A 16,765-nucleotide genomic window follows, 5' to 3' on the forward strand; every position below is an offset into this window, starting at 1 on the left:
GAATGAAAGCTTACGCCGTACCTTTCGAGAAGTTCGTCAACCTGGCCGACGCCCGCCTGGGCACCAAGATCATCTCGGTCACCGATGACTGGTTTGCCGACGCCAACCGTCTGTTCCAGCCGACCCCGGCCGTATGGAAGGAGGGCGTTTTCGATGACAACGGCAAGTGGATGGACGGCTGGGAGTCGCGCCGCAAGCGCTTCGAAGGCTACGACAGCGCTGTGATCCGCCTGGGTGTACCGGGTTCGATCAAGGGTGTGGACATCGACACTTCATTCTTCACCGGCAACTTCCCGCCATCGGCCTCCCTGGAAGCCTGCTTCCTGACCTCCGGTGAGCCGGACGCAAACACCCAATGGACCGAAGTCCTGTCGGCTGTCGAGCTGCAGGGCAATAGCCACCATTTCCACGAAATCAACAACGACCAGTCGTTCAGCCACCTGCGTTTCAACATCTACCCTGATGGTGGCGTGGCCCGTCTGCGTGTGTACGGCATTCCGTTCCGCGACTGGTCGGCCGTTGGCGACAACGAGCAGGTTGACCTGGCTGCTGCCTTGAATGGCGGTCGTGCCCTGGCCTGCTCCGATGAACACTTCGGCCGCATGAGCAACATCCTCAACCCAGGCCGCGGGATCAACATGGGCGATGGCTGGGAAACTGCCCGTCGTCGCACACCTGGCAATGACTGGGTGATCGTCGCCCTGGGCCACCCGGGCGAGATCGAGAAAATTGTCGTCGACACCCTGCACTTCAAGGGCAACTACCCAGACACTTGCTCGATCCAGGGCGCGTTCGTCAAGGGCGGTACCGACAGCCAGATCGAAACCCAGTCGTTGTTCTGGCGCGAACTGTTGCCGGCACAGAAGCTGGAAATGCACGCCGAACACACCTTCGCCGAGCAGATCAAGGCCCTGGGCCCGATCACCCACATCCGCCTGAACGTATTCCCGGATGGTGGTGTGAGCCGCCTGCGTGTACTGGGCAAGGTAGCTAAATAAGCGTCGCCCCTAATCGCGGGCAAGCCCGCTCCCACAAGGAATGGTGGTGTACACACAACCTGTGGGAGCTGGCTTGCCAGCGATGACGATAGAACCAACAACACAGAATCCGGATAAGAAGAACAGCATGCGCACATTGACGATTGAACCGCTGACCAAAGAAGCCTTCGCCCCTTTCGGTGACGTAATCGAAACCGACGGCAGCGATCACTTCATGATCAACAACGGTTCGACCATGCGCTTCCATAAACTGGCGACGGTGGAAACCGCCAAGCCAGAAGACAACGCGATCATCAGCATTTTCCGCGCCGACGCGCAGGACATGCCGCTGACCGTTTGCATGCTGGAGCGTCACCCGTTGGGCAGCCAGGCTTTCATTCCGCTGCTCGGCAACCCCTTTCTGATCGTGGTCGCGCCCGTTGGCGATGAACCTGTATCAGGCTTGGTCCGCGCCTTCGTCACCAACGGCAGGCAGGGCATTAATTACCATCGCGGCGTCTGGCACCACCCGGTGCTGACGATCGAAAAGCGGGATGACTTCCTGGTGGTTGATCGCAGTGGCACAGGCAATAACTGCGATGAGCATTTTTTCAAAGAGGATCAACGCTTGATCCTTGCCCCCCACCAATAAGAGAAGGCCTGATCACTCGACGACAGAGTGACAGGCGAGAGGTAAAGACTGTGGAAGCACATCTGTTCGAATGGCTGAACCTGAGCGTGCGCTGGGTTCACATGATCACTGGCGTCGCCTGGATCGGCGCGTCGTTCTATTTTGTCTGGCTGGAAAACAACCTCAATCGGGTCAACCCGAAGAACGGTCTGGCGGGCGATCTCTGGGCGATTCACGGTGGCGGGATCTACCACCTGGAGAAATACAAACTGGCTCCACCGACCATGCCGGACAACCTGCACTGGTTCAAGTGGGAGGCCTACTTCACTTGGTTGTCGGGGATCGCGCTGCTGTGCGTGGTGTTCTACTCCAACCCGACCCTGTACCTGTTGGCACCTGGCAGCAGCCTGAGCGGCCCTGAAGGGGTTCTGCTGGGCATCGGTTCGCTGTTCGCCGGCTGGTTCATCTACTCCTTCCTGTGCGACTCGGCCCTGGGCAAACGCCCTGCCCTGCTGGGTTTCATCCTGTTCGTCCTGATCATCGGCGCGGCCTACGGCTTCAGCAAAGTGTTCAGCGGCCGGGGTGCTTACCTGCACGTGGGCGCCATCATCGGCACCATCATGGTCGGTAACGTGTTCCGCATCATCATGCCGGCACAACGGGCACTGGTGGCGGCGATCGCCGAGAACCGCACCCCGGACCCGGCCCTGCCGGCCAAGGGCCTGCTGCGTTCGCGACACAACAACTACTTCACCTTGCCTGTGCTGTTCATCATGATCAGCAACCACTTCCCGAGCACCTACGGCAGCCAGTACAACTGGTTGATCCTGGCCGGGATCGCGGTGCTGGCGGTGTTGGTGCGTCACTACTTCAACACCCGCCACGACAGCCACAAGTTCGCCTGGACCCTGCCAGTCGCGGCCGTAGGCATGATCAGCCTGGCGTACGTTACCGGCCCCGCGCCGATGACCAGCCCGGAAGTGGCCAAGGCCCCCGCGCAGATCCAGTACCAGCCGCTGCCGGAAACCGCCGTCGGTGGTGGTGCGAAACCGGCCGATGCCACGCCAGCCGCTGCACCTGCAGCCCCGGCCCAGGCAGCCAATACCGGTCCAGGCTTTGACAAGGTGCACAGTGTGATCCAGGAACGCTGCGCGGTCTGTCACTCGGCCAAGCCCACCAGCCCGCTGTTCAGTGCCGCCCCGGGCGGCGTGATGTTCGACACACCCGAGCAGATCCGCCAGAACGCCCCGCGCATTCAAGCCCAGGCAGTCACCACGCAGATCATGCCACTGGGCAACATCACCCAGATGACCCAGCAGGAACGTGACCTGATCGGCGCCTGGATCGTGCAGGGAGCCCAGACCAATTAAGTAACGAAAAGCATCGCTGGCAAGCCAGCTCCCACAAGGATCACCTGAATCCTGTGGGAGCTGGCTTGCCAGCGATTGGCCGCGCCGCGGTCCTCCCTGCTGCACAAAATCACAAGAATAAAAAAGATCCGAGGTGTTGCATGTCCGTGTCATCCGAAGCGCGCATCCCCGACGCACCCGCCATCGCGCGCCTGCCGTTGTTGCAACTGATCCTGGTAGGTCTGCAACACGTTCTGTTGATGTACGGCGGCGCCATTGCGGTGCCGTTGATCATCGGACAGGCCGCTGGCCTGAGTCGTGAAGAAATCGCCTTTCTGATCAATGCCGACCTGCTGGTCGCCGGGATCGCCACCATCGTCCAGTCAATGGGCATCGGCCCCATGGGCATTCGCATGCCGGTGATGATGGGCGCCAGCTTCGCGGCGGTCGGCAGCATGGTGGCCATGGCCGGCATGCCCGGCATCGGCTTGCAAGGCATCTTCGGCGCGACCATTGCCGCAGGGTTCTTCGGCATGCTGATCGCACCGTTCATGTCCAAGGTGGTGCGTTTCTTCCCGCCTCTGGTGACCGGTACCGTCATCACCTCGATCGGTTTGTCACTGTTCCCCGTCGCGGTGAACTGGGCAGGCGGCGGCAGTTCCGTCGCACAATTCGGTTCCCCCATCTACCTTGCCATCGCCGCCCTGGTGCTGGGCACCATCTTGTTGGTACACCGCTTCATGCGCGGGTTCTGGGTCAACATTTCGGTGCTGATCGGCATGACCCTGGGCTACATCCTCTGTGGCCTTTTGGGCATGGTCGACCTCAGCGGCATGACCCAGGCGCCCTGGCTGCAGATCGTCACGCCGCTGCACTTCGGCATGCCCAAGTTTGAATTGGCGCCGATCCTGTCGATGTGCCTGGTGGTGGTGATCATCTTCGTCGAGTCCACCGGGATGTTCCTGGCGCTGGGCAAGATCACCGGCCAGGAAGTCTGCCCGCGCATGCTGCGTCGCGGCTTGCTGTGTGATGCCGGCGCCTCGTTCTTCGCCGGCTTCCTCAACACCTTCACCCACTCCTCGTTTGCCCAGAACATTGGCCTGGTGCAGATGACTGGCGTGCGTTGCCGCTCGGTCACCATCGTTGCCGGGGGGTTGCTGATCCTCCTGAGCCTGCTGCCCAAGGCCGCGTTCCTGGTGGCCTCGATCCCGCCGGCAGTGCTGGGCGGCGCGGCTATCGCCATGTTCGGCATGGTCGCGGCCACCGGGATCAAGATCCTCCAGGAAGCCGACATCGCCGACCGGCGCAATCAATTGCTGGTGGCGGTGAGTATCGGCATGGGCCTGATCCCGGTGGTCCGGCCGGAATTCTTCGCCCACCTGCCCCTGTGGATGAGCCCGATCACCCACAGCGGCATTGCCATGGCCACCCTCAGCGCGCTGACGCTGAACCTGTTGTTCAACATCCTGGGTGGCAGCGAACGGGCTGCCATCAACGATTGCGCCGCTCACCCGCACTGATGCAAACGCAACATCCCCTGTAGGCGCTGGCTGCCAGCGCCTACAGGGTTGGCGGCTGCCTGCAAGAGCAAAAATAAAAACAAAAAGGGAGCAACAGATGATTCGTACACACACAAGCCTACTGTTGGGCACCAGCCTGTTGGCCGCGAGCCAGGCCATGGCCGGCGACCTGCTGCTGTGGCAAACCAACAGCCTGAGCTACCTGTACGGCAAGAATTTCGCGATCAACCCATCGATCCAGCAGACCGTGACCTTCGAGCACGCTGACCGCTGGAAGTACGGCGACACCTTTCTGTTCGTCGACAAGATCTTCTACAACGGCAAGGAAGACCCCAACAAAGGCCCCCACAGCTTTTACGGCGAGTTCAGCCCACGCCTGTCGGCAGGCAAGATCTTCGACCAGAAACTGCAATTAGGTCCGATCAAGGACGTATTGCTGGCCATGACCTATGAGTATGGCGAAGGCGAAAGCGAAGCCTACCTGATTGGCCCCGGCTTCGACCTGGCGGTGCCCGGGTTCAACTACGTGACCCTGAACTTCTACCGACGCCAGACCGAAGGGCCGCGCCCAGGTGACGGGGTCTGGCAGATCACCCCGACCTGGTCCTACACCATTCCCGCCGGCCGCTCCGACGTGCTGATCGACGGCTACCTCGACTGGGTCGTGGACAACGACCAGAACTCACGCGGCACCTATCACGCCAACCTGCACCTCAACCCGCAGATCAAGTACGACCTGGGCAAGGCCCTCAATGGCCCGGCCAAACAGATCTACGTCGGGGCCGAATACAGCTACTGGAAAAACAAGTACGGCATCGAGGACAACGCCAATCTGGACACCAACCAGAACACCGCCAGCCTGCTGATCAAGGTGCACTTCTAGAATGGCCCGCAACGGTGCCCCAGGTTTGATACCGGTGCGCTGTTGCGGGGCGCTTGAGCCGTGGCGCGGGAGCCAGTATTCTCCGCGGCCGTCTGAATCCGGTATAAAAAAAAGCCCGGATTTAATTCCTGACCAGAAAGCCAACTTATCCCGGCCCTGGACGGTCACGAGGCTAGACAGACAAAAGCCCAATGGACGCTTGATCGACTGTTTTCGAACAGCCGACCAGGCGTTTTTTGCCTTTTTAAATGCCTTGGCCCAGCTCTTGCTAAGAGCTGTAAAGCTGACCGATTGGATGGTTTTTGCAGCACTGAAAAAAGGCGCCACACCAGAGCGCCGTCAAAAAAAACGTGGAACACCTACTTTGGGAGCAACCGAATGAAACGTACGTGCACTAGCCTGATGCTCGCCGGATCCTTGCTGGCAGGGGGCCAGGCCATGGCCGGCGATCTGCTGCAGTGGCAGAACAACAGCCTGACCTATCTCTACGGCAAAGACTTTCAAGTCAACCCGCGCATCCAGCAGACCGTGACCTTCGAGCACGCCGACGCCTGGAAGTACGGCGACAACTTCTTCTTTATCGACAAGATCTTCTACAACGGCAAAGAAGATGCCTTCGCCGGTGAGAACACCCACTACGGTGAGCTCCAGCCGCGCCTGTCATTCAACAAGATCTTCGACCAGAAGTTCGAGTTTGGCCCAATCAAGGACGTGCTGCTGGCCATGACCTACGAGTTTGGCGAAGACGACACCGAGTCCTACCTGATCGGTCCGGGCTTCGACCTGGCCATTCCAGGCTTCGACTACTTCCAGCTGAACTTCTACAACCGCCACACCGAAGGCGACCGTCCGGGTGACGATGTCTGGCAGATCACCCCTGTGTGGTCGTACACCATCCCTGTCGGCGGCTCCGATGTGCTGATCGACGGTTTCATGGACTGGGTGGTCGACAACGACGTCAACAGCAAAGGCGAATACCACGCCAACCTGCACTTCAACCCACAGGTCAAATACGACCTGGGCAAGGCCTTGAATCTGGGCGAGAAGCAGTTGTACGTCGGTGTCGAGTACGACTACTGGAAAAACAAGTACGGGATTGAAGACAGCCAGGGCTTCAAGACCGATCAGAGCGTGACCAGCTTCCTGGTCAAGGTGCACTTCTGAGTCTGGACTGACCAACCGGTATCACCCTTCACCCGCCAACGCGCATCGTAGGCGGGTGAAGGGCGATGCCTGTCAGGCCGGAATCACCGGCTCCCGCACCCCAAGAAACCGACACAACTCCTCCCGCTTGGCCAAGGCATCGCGCCGGCCGAGCTCGATCAGCTCGCTGCAATATCCCGCCTCGAACAGCAGGTAACTCAATACCCCTGCCCCGCTAGTCTTGGTTGCCCCCGGGCCGCGCAGGAACAGGCGCAGTGCCGCCGGCAATTCCTGACGGTGCCGTGCGGCGATCTCGTCGATCGGCTGGCTCGGCGCAATCACCAGCACCTCTACCGGCGCCACACCCAGGGCGCGGGTTGGTGTGCCATCGGGCAGCAAGTGGCTGAACTGGTTCAGGCGTTGCAGCAACTCGATGTCGCTTTCCAGGCTATCGATGAAGGTGCTGTTGAGCATGTGCCCGCCGATCTGCGCCAAGGACGGCTGCTGGCCGGTGTAGGTGCGCAGGGAGGTGTCGGGATCGACGCCGCGCGGGTTGCCACTGACACCCACTACCAGCACCCGGCTCGCCCCCAGGTGCAACGCCGGGCTGATCGGCGCCGACTGGCGTACCGCGCCATCGCCGAAGTACTCATTGCCGATTTTCACCGGCGCAAACAACAGGGGAATGGCCGAACTGGCCAGCAGGTGCTCGACGCTCAACCGGGTCGGCACGCCAATGCGCCGATGCCGCAACCAAGGGTCGATGCTGCGACCGCCCTGATAAAAGGTTACCGCCTGTCCGGATTCATAGCCAAAGGCGGTGACGGCCACAGCGTGCAGTTGTTTTTGCGCGATGGCCTGATCGATCCCCGACAGGTCCAGCCTGGTGTGGAGCAGATCACTCAAGGGCGAGCTGTTGAGCAGCGCCACCGGCACCTTGGCGCCGATCCCCAGCAGACTGTGGGTGACAAAACGACTGGCCTGGCTAATCACACCGGGCCAGTCGCTGCGCAGCACCTGATGGCTGCGAAAGCCCTGCCAGAACGCGGTCAGGCGTTCGATGGCGGCCGTGAAGTCCATGGCCCCGGCGGCCAGGCTGACCGCATTGACTGCCCCAGCCGAGGTGCCGACGATTACCGGGAACGGATTGGCCGCGCCGGCCGGCAACAGTTGCGCGATGGCCGCCAATACGCCTACCTGGTACGCCGCCCGAGCCCCGCCGCCGGAAAGAATCAAGCCTGTCACCGGTTCAGCCGAACTCATCGCCACACTCCCTGGTGCTGGTTATTGACGGTAGGCCGTCGCAGGCTCAACCACGCTTGTCGTAGAGTTTCGGCTCGCCCGGCGGCCGGCTCTTGAAGCGCCGGTGCGCCCACAGGTACTGCTCGGGACAAGCACTGACGGCGCTTTCGATCCACTGGTTGATGCGGATGCAGTCGGCTTCGTCGCTGGCCCCCGGGAAATCGCTGAACGGCGGGTGGATCACCAGGCGGTAACCGCTGCCATCGGCCAGGCGTTCCTGGGTGAACGGCACCACCAGCGCCTTGCCCAGCTTGGCAAACTTGCTGGTGGCCGGCACCGTGGCCGCGAGAATGCCAAACAACGGCACAAAGATACTTTGCTTGGCGCCGTAGTCCTGGTCCGGTGCATACCAGATCGCCCGGCCTGCGCGCAGCAGCTTGAACATGCCACGCACGTCCTCGCGCTCGATGGCCAGGGAGTCGAGGTTATGCCGCTCGCGGCCACGACGCTGGATGAAATCGAATAGCGGGTTCTTGTGCTCGCGGTACATGCCATCGATGGTGTGTTGCTGGCCCAGCAGCGCCGCGCCGACTTCCAGGGTGGTGAAGTGCAAGGCCATCAGGATCACGCCCTGGCCATCGCGCTGGGCCTGCTTGAGATGCTCCAGGCCTTCGATATGCGACAGGCGCGCCAGGCGCTCGCGTGGCCACCACCAACTCATGGCCATTTCAAAGAAGGCAATGCCGGTGGAGGCGAAGTTTTCCTTGAGCAGACGTTTGCGTTCGTCGGGAGTTTTCTCGGGAAAACACAGCTCAAGGTTACGTTTGGCGATGCGCCGACGGTCGCTGGCGACCCGATACATGCCGGCCCCCAGCACACGACCAATGCGCAACAGCCACGCATACGGCAACTGGACAACCAGCCACAGCAGCCCTAGACCGCACCATAGCGGCCAAAAACGTGGCGAAAGAAATGCAGCTCGAAATTGCGGGCGATCCATTAACGATTCCGGACGGACAACAAGGTCGCGCATTCTACATCGGTTCGACCCTGCTTGCGGGCTGCGGGCGTTCTCGTTATAAGTCTCGGCACTTTTAGTGACAAGCCGTTGTATGCCAACCATGAGCCAAACCGAACTGCTAGACCAAGATCCCGTGTTCCAGTTGAAGGGCAGCATGCTCGCCATTACGGTGCTGGAGCTGGCCCGCAATGACCTGGAAATCCTCGACCGGCAGCTGGCTGCAAAGGTAGCTCTGGCACCTAATTTCTTCAGCAACGCCCCGCTGGTGCTGGCCCTGGACAAGCTACCGGCCAGTGAAGGCTCGGTGGACCTGCCGGCCCTGATGCGCGTATGCCGCCACCATGGCCTGCGTACCCTGGCCATCCGCGCCAGCCGTATCGAGGACATTGCCGCGGCCATCGCCGTCGACCTGCCGGTGTTGCCACCGTCGGGTGCCCGCGAGCGCGCCCTTGAACCGCTGGAAGGTGAAGTGCGCAAAAAACCGGAAAAACCACCGGAGCCGAGCATCAAGCCGACGCGCATCATCACTTCGCCAGTACGTGGCGGCCAGCAGATCTACGCCCAGGGCAGCGACCTGGTGGTGGTGTCCTCGGTCAGTCCGGGGGCGGAACTTCTGGCCGATGGCAACATCCATGTATACGGGCCGATGCGCGGTCGTGCGCTGGCCGGGGTCAAAGGCGACACCAAGGCACGGATTTTCTGCCAGCAAATGAGCGCTGAACTGCTGTCCATCGCCGGTCATTACAAGGTTTCCGAAGATCTTCGTCGCGACCCGCTCTGGGGGGCCGGTGTACAAGTCAGCCTGTCGGGCGACGTGTTGAACATCATTCGGCTTTAACGGATACTGCCGCATTTTCCAAGCATCTCTAAAACGTAGTGAAAACGGCTCAAACGAAGTAGGAAAATGGCGTAGAGCGGTGTTTACCGGAGGTAAACCCTGCCCCAGGCCCGATTCCAGCCAAGGCTGTCCGACTGCAGTAGTTTTCAAGAGATGTTTTTCGGGGCTAAAAGTCCTTTTTCCTTAGGGGTGAAACACCTTGGCCAAGATTCTCGTGGTTACATCCGGCAAGGGTGGTGTGGGTAAGACCACCACCAGCGCCGCTATCGGTACCGGCCTCGCTCTGCGTGGTCACAAAACAGTCATCGTCGACTTCGACGTCGGCCTGCGTAACCTCGACCTGATCATGGGTTGCGAGCGTCGTGTGGTGTATGACTTCGTCAATGTGGTCAATGGCGAAGCCAACCTGCAGCAGGCCCTGATCAAGGACAAGCGCCTTGAGAACCTCTACGTCCTGGCAGCCAGTCAGACCCGCGACAAAGACGCGCTGACCGTCGAAGGCGTGGAAAAGGTGCTGATGGCACTCAAGGAAGATTTCGAATTCGTGGTCTGCGACTCCCCGGCGGGCATCGAGAAAGGCGCCCACCTGGCCATGTACTTCGCTGATGAAGCGATTGTCGTGACCAACCCGGAAGTGTCCTCGGTACGTGACTCGGACCGCATGCTGGGCCTGCTGGCCAGCAAATCGCGACGCGCCGAAAACGGCGAAGACCCGATCAAGGAACACCTGCTGTTGACTCGCTACAACCCTGAGCGCGTCAGCAACGGCGAAATGCTTGGCGTCGAAGACGTCAAGGAGATTCTGGCCGTCACCCTGCTTGGCGTGATTCCAGAGTCGCAAGCCGTACTCAAGGCTTCCAACCAAGGCGTGCCAGTGATTCTCGACGACCAGAGCGACGCCGGTAAGGCGTACAGCGATGCCGTCGATCGTCTGTTGGGCAAAACCGTGGAACACCGGTTCCTTGATGTTGAGAAGAAGGGATTCTTCGAGCGCCTTTTTGGAGGTAGATAATGAATCTTTTTGACTTCTTTCGCGCCAGCAAAAAAACCAGCACCGCGTCGGTAGCGAAAGAGCGTCTGCAGATCATCGTGGCGCATGAACGCGGCCAGCGCAGCACCCCTGACTACCTGCCAGCCTTGCAAAAGGAACTGGTCGAGGTGATCCGCAAGTACGTCAATATCGGGTCCGACGACGTGCATGTTGCACTGGAAAACCAGGGCAGCTGCTCGATTCTGGAACTCAATATCACCCTGCCAGATCGCTGAGTCGATCCGGCTGGAGCCACGGCGGCTCAGGTCCCCCAGGTTTGCTGGAGGGGCCTGAGTCGCCGTTGGCGTTTGTTACGAGGCTGTTTTAATGCCGTTGTCCAATATCCACATCCTCCACCAGGACGCCGCTGTCCTGGTGGTGAACAAGCCTACCCTGCTGCTCTCGGTGCCTGGCCGCGCCGACGACAACAAGGACTGCCTGATTACTCGCCTGCAGGAAAACGGCTACCCGGAAGCGCGTATCGTCCATCGACTGGACTGGGAAACCTCGGGGATCATCCTGCTGGCCCGCGACCCGGATACCCATCGCGAACTGTCTCGGCAATTTCACGACCGTGAAACCGAAAAAGCCTACACGGCGCTGTGCTGGGGCCAACCGGAACTGGACAGTGGCAGTATCGATCTGCCGCTGCGCTACGACCCACCGACCAAACCACGCCACGTGGTCGACCACGAGTTCGGCAAACATGCGCTGACCTTCTGGCGCGTGCTGGAGCGCTGTGGCGACTGGTGCCGGGTGGAGCTGACGCCGATTACCGGACGCTCGCACCAATTGCGCGTGCACATGCTCTCCATCGGCCATCCGCTGTTGGGCGACGGGCTGTACGCCCACCCCCAAGCCCTGGCGGCGTATCCTCGGCTGTGCCTGCACGCCAGCATGCTGAGCTTTACCCACCCGCAAAGTGGTGAACGCCTGCGCTTTGAGTGCCCGGCACCCTTTTGAGCGCCTTGAAGCCCTTTCAAGCAACCCGTCGAAACCTGAAGGACGCCTGGACCGATGACGCCTGACTCCCCACAACCGTCGACGCCCCTTGAGAAAGCGCCGCAGCAGTTGCTCTATCTAGTCTACGGCGACAAGGACGTGTACCGGCGCGAAGCCAAGTTCAGCATCCTCACGGCGCTGGCCCAACTGAAAAAGGCCGAGCCGCTGTGCATCCGCGTCCTCACCGATCGCCCGCAGGACTACGCCGGCTGGCCGGTCGAAACCATCGCCCTGAGCGATGAGATCATGACCGCCTGGCAGGGCAGCAACGGCTATCACCACCGGCGCAAGGCCTGCGCCATTGCCTATGGCCTGACCCTGGCGCACAAGACCCTGTTCGTCGACACCGACACGCTGTTCCTCGACAACCCCCTGCGGGTGTTCGAGCACATTGGCCCCGGCCAGTACGTGATGGATCGCTTCGAGTACGATTGGCGCACCGTATGCGAACGTGCGGACTACCTCAAGCTGGGCACTTGCCTGCAAGCCCACGGGGTCACGTCTGACAACGGTTTCAAGCTGTACAACAGTGGCCTGTGTGGCGTCACCGACGGCGATAGCCCCTTGCTTGAACGCAGCATCGAGCTGATCGACGAGTGGACCCGCGATGGGTTCGATATCCACACCATCGAACAGATCGCCCTATCCTTCGCCATGCGCGACAAGCCGGTGCATGAAGCCAACCGCTACATCTACCACTACTTCGCCGAGAAGGGCTTTTTCCATGCCATGCAAAAGCACTTCTTCAGCCTGCATGGCGAACGCTTCCGCGCCGAACTGCCCACGCTGTGCACCGAGGTGCCCCGCTGCAAACCGATCCCCTCGCCGTGGCAGCGCCTGCGCATCAAGTGGAAGCTGCGCAACAAGCGTGGTGCGGTGAAAAAGGTCGGCCGTGCGTTGCTCTATGGCAGTGCCGCCCCCGAGCACCCGTACTACGAAGTATGTCGTCATGAATGGTGGGAGTCGGCTTCGCGGGAGATTCTGCGTTGGGACGAAGGCACGCGAAAGCAGTTCTTCGGCCCCGACCAGGGACGCTGGCCGAAACACCTGCCCAAGCCGGCAAAATCGGCGGACGAACAAACCATCATTGCCTACCTGCGCAAGCGTTTGGCACATTGATCCCGTGTCGCGAGTCGATTGCCGTGCGCCACACGCACTTGCCCAATGCGTGTGGCCAATACGTTAAACTCGCGGCACTGCTGTCTGGAGCTACTTATGCGCGAAGAGTTGAACCAAGGCCTGATCGACTTCCTCAAGGCCTCCCCTACCCCCTTTCATGCCACTGCCAGCCTGGTCCAGCGCCTGGAAGCGGCGGGCTATCAGCGCCTTGACGAGCGCGAGTCCTGGACTACCGAAGCCAACGGTCGTTACTACGTAACCCGTAACGACTCCTCGATCGTGGCCATCAAGCTGGGCCGCAACTCGCCGCTGTACGACGGCATTCGCATGGTCGGCGCCCATACCGATAGCCCGTGCCTGCGGGTCAAGCCGCAACCTGAACTGCAACGCCAGGGGTTCTGGCAACTGGGCGTCGAAGTCTATGGCGGCGCGCTGCTTGCCCCCTGGTTCGACCGCGACCTGTCGCTGGCCGGACGCGTGACCTTCCGCCGCGACGGCAAGGTCGAAAGCCAGTTGATCGACTTCAAGGCGCCGATCGCCACCATTCCCAACCTGGCCATTCACCTCAACCGTGAGGCCAACCTGGGCTGGGCGATCAACGCGCAGACCGAACTGCCGCCGATCCTCGCGCAATTTGCCGGTGACGAGCGCGTCGATTTCCGCGCCGTGCTCACCAACCAATTGGCCCTGGAACACGGCCTGAATGCCGACGTGGTGCTGGACTACGAGTTGAGCTTCTACGACACCCAAAGCGCCGCGGTGATTGGCCTGCACGGCGATTTCATTGCCGGTGCGCGCCTGGACAACCTGCTGTCGTGCTACGCCGGCCTGCAAGCGCTGCTGAGCGCCGAGACTGACGAGACCTGCGTGTTTGTCGCCAACGACCACGAAGAAGTCGGCTCCTGCTCGGCCTGCGGTGCCGACGGCCCGATGCTGGAGCAGACCCTGCGCCGCCTGCTGCCCGAAGGTGAGGAGTTCGTGCGCACCATCCAGAAATCCCTGTTGATCTCGGCCGACAATGCCCACGGCGTGCACCCCAACTACGCCGACAAGCACGACGCCAACCATGGCCCGAAACTCAATGCCGGCCCGGTGATCAAGGTCAACAGCAACCAGCGCTACGCCACCAACAGTGAAACCGCCGGTTTCTTCCGCCACCTGTGCATGGCCGAAGAAGTACCCGTGCAGAGCTTCGTGGTGCGCAGTGACATGGGTTGCGGCTCGACCATCGGCCCGATCACCGCCAGCCACCTGGGCGTGCGAACCGTGGACATCGGCCTGCCGACGTTCGCCATGCACTCGATCCGCGAACTGTGCGGCAGCCACGACCTGGTGCACCTGGTCAAAGTGCTGAGCGCGTTCTACGCCTGCCGCGAATTGCCATGACCCGTCACGGCGAGGGTGCTGGTGCCCTCGCCGCGAATTGCCCTGGCGTTGACATTCATCACGCCCGTTGACGCAAAAGCCACCTAAACTTAAACCTGTACCTTTCTAAGGCTGTCGCCATGATCTCGATGTCTTTGTTCAACTCCATGCTCATTCCGATCCTGTCGGGGATGATCCTGCTGGCCATCGGCTTCAACTTTCGCGACAAGAACGCCGGCGTGTTCTCGATGTGGATCGGCATGCTGGTGATTCTCGCCACCGTGGTCATCAAGATCCTCGCCAAGCTCAACGAATAAAAGCACCCGCCACGCTCGCATTGGCTTTGCCCCACTCGTACACTCGGTCAACCTGCACCTGTTGAGGTTGACCGCCTAGTGTTTGCTCGCCTGTTCGCCCTGCCGTCCACGTTGTTCATTTGCCTGCTGCTGTTGCTGCCCATGGCGTCGGCCCAGGCGGTCGGCTTGCCGAGCCTGCTCGGCAGCTCCAGCAAAACCCAGCCGCAGGCGAGCGAGCCCTTGGGGCAATCGCTGGACGAAGTGATCAAGTCGCTGGAAAACGACCAGCAACGGGCCAAGCTGCTGGCCGACCTGAAAAAACTGCGCGACGCCACGAAAAAGGCCCAGCCACCCGCGGAAGAAGGCGTGCTGGGCCTGATCGGCGGCACCCTGTCGAGCCTGGAAAAACAACTCACCGGCGCCGACAGCCCGATCACCCGCTGGAGCGCCGAATTTGACCAGGCCAAGGAAGAATTCAGCAGCCTGATGCTGCCGGCAAGCGAATGGCTGCCGATCATCTTTGGCTTTGCCGTGGTGCTGATGCTCTGGAGCCTGCTCGCCGCGGCCCTGATCTGGCTCAGCCACCGCTTGCGCATGCGCTTCGGCCTGACCGAAGAGCTGCCACAACATCCCCGGACCTGGGACCTGGTGCGCTTCGCCCTGCGCAAGCTCGGGCCCTGGCTGATCGCCCTGGTGATCACCGTCTACATGAGCTACGCCCTGCCGCCCTCCCTGGGCAAGTACCTGGCGATGGTGCTGGCCTATGCACTGGTCGTGGGGACCTGCTTCTCGGCAGTCTGCGTGATTGCCTTTTCCCTGCTCGATGGTCCGCACCGCCACCGCGCGTTGTACATCCTGCGGCACCAGGCCTTCCGCCCGCTGTGGCTGATCGGCAGCTTTGCCGCATTCGGCGAAGCCTTGAACGACCCAAGGCTGGTGGCCAGCCTGGGGATTCACCTGGCCCACGCCACCGCCACCGTCGCCAATGTACTGGCCGCCCTGTCTACCGGCCTGTTCATCCTGCGTTTCCGCCGTCCCATCGCGCACCTGATCCGCAACCAGCCGCTGTCGCGACGCCTGACCCGCCGCGCCCTCAGCGACACGATCGAGATCCTCGGTACCTTCTGGTACCTGCCAGCCCTGGTACTGGTGGGCATCTCGCTGTTTGCCACCTTCGTCTCGGCAGGCGACACCAGCACCGCCCTGCGCCAGGCGCTGATCTGCACCGTGCTGCTGGTGGTGTGCATGGTCATCAACGGCCTGGTTCGCCGGCATTCCCTCAAGCCGCAACGCGGGGCCAAGCGCCACGCGCTGTACTCCGAACGCCTCAAGAGCTTCTGCTACACCCTGGTGCACCTGGCGATCTGGCTGGTGTTCATCGAACTGGGCCTGCGGGTCTGGGGCATGTCGTTGATCCGCTTCACCGAAGGCGAAGGCCATGACGTCAGCGTCAAATTGTTCAGCCTGGCCGGCACCCTGATTTTCGCCTGGTTGATCTGGATCCTCAGCGACACCGCCGTGCACCACGCCCTCACCCGCTCGCGCAAAGGCCTGGCCAATGCCCGTGCGCAGACCATGATGCCGCTGATTCGCAACGTGCTGTTCGTGGCGATTTTTATCATCGCGCTGATCGTCGCCCTGGCCAACATGGGCATGAACGTCACCCCGCTGCTGGCCGGTGCCGGCGTCATCGGCCTGGCCATCGGTTTTGGTGCCCAGTCTCTGGTAGCAGACCTGATCACCGGGCTGTTCATCATCATCGAGGACTCCCTGGCCATCGACGACTATGTCGACGTCGGCGGCCACCTGGGCACTGTCGAAGGCCTGACCATCCGCACCGTACGCCTGCGGGACATCGACGGCATCGTCCACACCATCCCGTTCAGCGAAATCAAAAGCATCAAGAACTACTCGCGCGAGTTCGGCTACGCCATCTTCCGCGTGGCGGTGCCCTACAACATGGAAATCGACGAAGCGATCAAACTGATGCGCGACGTCGGCCAGAAGATCCGTAACGATCCGCTGCAACGCCGTAACATCTGGTCGCCGCTGGAGATCCAGGGCGTCGAGAGTTTCGAGTCTGGTAGTGCGATCCTGCGCGCCCGGTTCAAGACCGCGCCGATCAAGCAGTGGGAAGTGTCACGGGCGTTCAACCTGTCGCTCAAGCGCCATATGGACGAGGCCGGCCTGGACCTGGCGACGCCACGCATGAGCGTCCAGGTGATTACCCCGGGAGGGGGGACCGAGAAGGATTGATGGTGCCTGACATGCCGCTAGCCCGCGATGGGCGTAGGTATCTACACAGCTTTGTGGCGGCCTGTGGGCCTACCGGAGGTGTTGGATTCGGCC

At 61.3% G+C, this 16,765-nt stretch carries 17 protein-coding genes; 15 read left to right on the forward strand and 2 right to left on the reverse strand.

The window, feature by feature from the left end; all coding sequences use genetic code 11:
• Positions 1-2 precede the first annotated feature (2 nt).
• The 7 genes from alc to ACM6IP_RS27120 all read left to right on the forward strand — a co-directional run bounded on the left by alc (position 3) and on the right by ACM6IP_RS27120 (position 6,524).
• Positions 3-998, forward strand: a complete 996-nt coding sequence (alc, locus tag ACM6IP_RS27090; RefSeq protein ID WP_095167936.1) for an allantoicase — start codon at positions 3-5, stop codon at positions 996-998.
• A gap of 127 nt (positions 999-1,125) precedes the next feature.
• Positions 1,126-1,629 carry an ureidoglycolate lyase gene (locus tag ACM6IP_RS27095; RefSeq protein WP_095167934.1) on the forward strand — a complete coding sequence of 168 codons (504 nt, stop codon included), beginning with the start codon at positions 1,126-1,128 and terminating at the stop codon, positions 1,627-1,629.
• 50 nt (positions 1,630-1,679) lie between these two features.
• Entirely contained in the window at positions 1,680-2,978 is a 1,299-nt protein-coding gene (locus tag ACM6IP_RS27100; RefSeq protein ID WP_095167932.1) for a urate hydroxylase PuuD, read from the forward strand.
• Between the two features lie 140 nt (positions 2,979-3,118).
• Positions 3,119-4,477, forward strand: a complete 1,359-nt coding sequence (locus tag ACM6IP_RS27105) for a nucleobase:cation symporter-2 family protein (protein ID WP_414862672.1) — start codon at positions 3,119-3,121, stop codon at positions 4,475-4,477.
• Between the two features lie 97 nt (positions 4,478-4,574).
• Complete coding sequence (locus ACM6IP_RS27110; RefSeq protein WP_095167929.1) at positions 4,575-5,360, forward strand: outer membrane protein OmpK; 786 nt, start codon at positions 4,575-4,577, stop codon at positions 5,358-5,360.
• Between the two features lies 1 nt (position 5,361).
• Positions 5,362-5,742, forward strand: a complete 381-nt coding sequence (locus tag ACM6IP_RS27115) for a hypothetical protein (protein ID WP_143501178.1) — start codon at positions 5,362-5,364, stop codon at positions 5,740-5,742.
• Positions 5,739-6,524 (forward strand): outer membrane protein OmpK, encoded by a 786-nt coding sequence (locus ACM6IP_RS27120; RefSeq protein ID WP_095167928.1) that lies wholly within the window; start codon positions 5,739-5,741, stop codon positions 6,522-6,524. The genes ACM6IP_RS27115 and ACM6IP_RS27120 overlap by 4 nt, the downstream gene beginning before the upstream one ends.
• Before the next feature lie 72 nt (positions 6,525-6,596).
• Here the strand turns inward: ACM6IP_RS27120 and ACM6IP_RS27125 are convergent, their stop codons facing one another.
• A complete protein-coding gene (locus ACM6IP_RS27125; protein WP_095167926.1) occupies positions 6,597-7,766 on the reverse strand; it encodes a patatin-like phospholipase family protein in 1,170 nt (389 codons plus the stop codon).
• Between the two features lie 46 nt (positions 7,767-7,812).
• On the reverse strand, positions 7,813-8,745 hold the full coding sequence (locus tag ACM6IP_RS27130; protein WP_414862673.1) for a lipid A biosynthesis lauroyl acyltransferase: 933 nt from the start codon (positions 8,743-8,745) through the stop codon (positions 7,813-7,815).
• Between the two features lie 121 nt (positions 8,746-8,866).
• Here ACM6IP_RS27130 and minC point away from each other — a divergent pair, with 121 nt between their 5' ends.
• The 8 genes from minC (at position 8,867) to ACM6IP_RS27170 (ending at position 16,672) form a co-directional block, all read left to right on the forward strand.
• Positions 8,867-9,604: a septum site-determining protein MinC gene (gene minC / locus ACM6IP_RS27135; protein WP_095167923.1), complete on the forward strand. Its 738-nt coding sequence runs from the start codon at positions 8,867-8,869 to the stop codon at positions 9,602-9,604.
• Between the two features lie 199 nt (positions 9,605-9,803).
• Positions 9,804-10,616, forward strand: coding sequence for a septum site-determining protein MinD (gene minD, locus ACM6IP_RS27140; protein WP_095167921.1), 813 nt, complete (start codon positions 9,804-9,806; stop codon positions 10,614-10,616).
• Complete coding sequence (minE, locus tag ACM6IP_RS27145; RefSeq protein ID WP_095167919.1) at positions 10,616-10,870, forward strand: cell division topological specificity factor MinE; 255 nt, start codon at positions 10,616-10,618, stop codon at positions 10,868-10,870. The genes minD and minE overlap by 1 nt, the downstream gene beginning before the upstream one ends.
• Positions 10,871-10,961: 91 nt before the next feature.
• Positions 10,962-11,597 (forward strand): RluA family pseudouridine synthase, encoded by a 636-nt coding sequence (locus ACM6IP_RS27150; protein ID WP_027620023.1) that lies wholly within the window; start codon positions 10,962-10,964, stop codon positions 11,595-11,597.
• Positions 11,598-11,651: 54 nt separating this feature from the next.
• On the forward strand, positions 11,652-12,755 hold the full coding sequence (locus ACM6IP_RS27155) for a hypothetical protein (protein ID WP_414862674.1): 1,104 nt from the start codon (positions 11,652-11,654) through the stop codon (positions 12,753-12,755).
• Between the two features lie 96 nt (positions 12,756-12,851).
• A complete protein-coding gene (locus ACM6IP_RS27160) occupies positions 12,852-14,141 on the forward strand; it encodes a M18 family aminopeptidase (RefSeq protein WP_095167916.1) in 1,290 nt (429 codons plus the stop codon).
• Between the two features lie 119 nt (positions 14,142-14,260).
• Complete coding sequence (locus ACM6IP_RS27165) at positions 14,261-14,437, forward strand: hypothetical protein (protein ID WP_174244590.1); 177 nt, start codon at positions 14,261-14,263, stop codon at positions 14,435-14,437.
• 78 nt (positions 14,438-14,515) lie between these two features.
• Positions 14,516-16,672: a mechanosensitive ion channel family protein gene (locus tag ACM6IP_RS27170; protein WP_320332827.1), complete on the forward strand. Its 2,157-nt coding sequence runs from the start codon at positions 14,516-14,518 to the stop codon at positions 16,670-16,672.
• Positions 16,673-16,765 lie beyond the last annotated feature (93 nt).

The sequence above is a fragment of the Pseudomonas sp. IT-P176 genome (assembly GCF_949767245.1).
Classification (GTDB): Bacteria; Pseudomonadota; Gammaproteobacteria; order Pseudomonadales; family Pseudomonadaceae; genus Aquipseudomonas.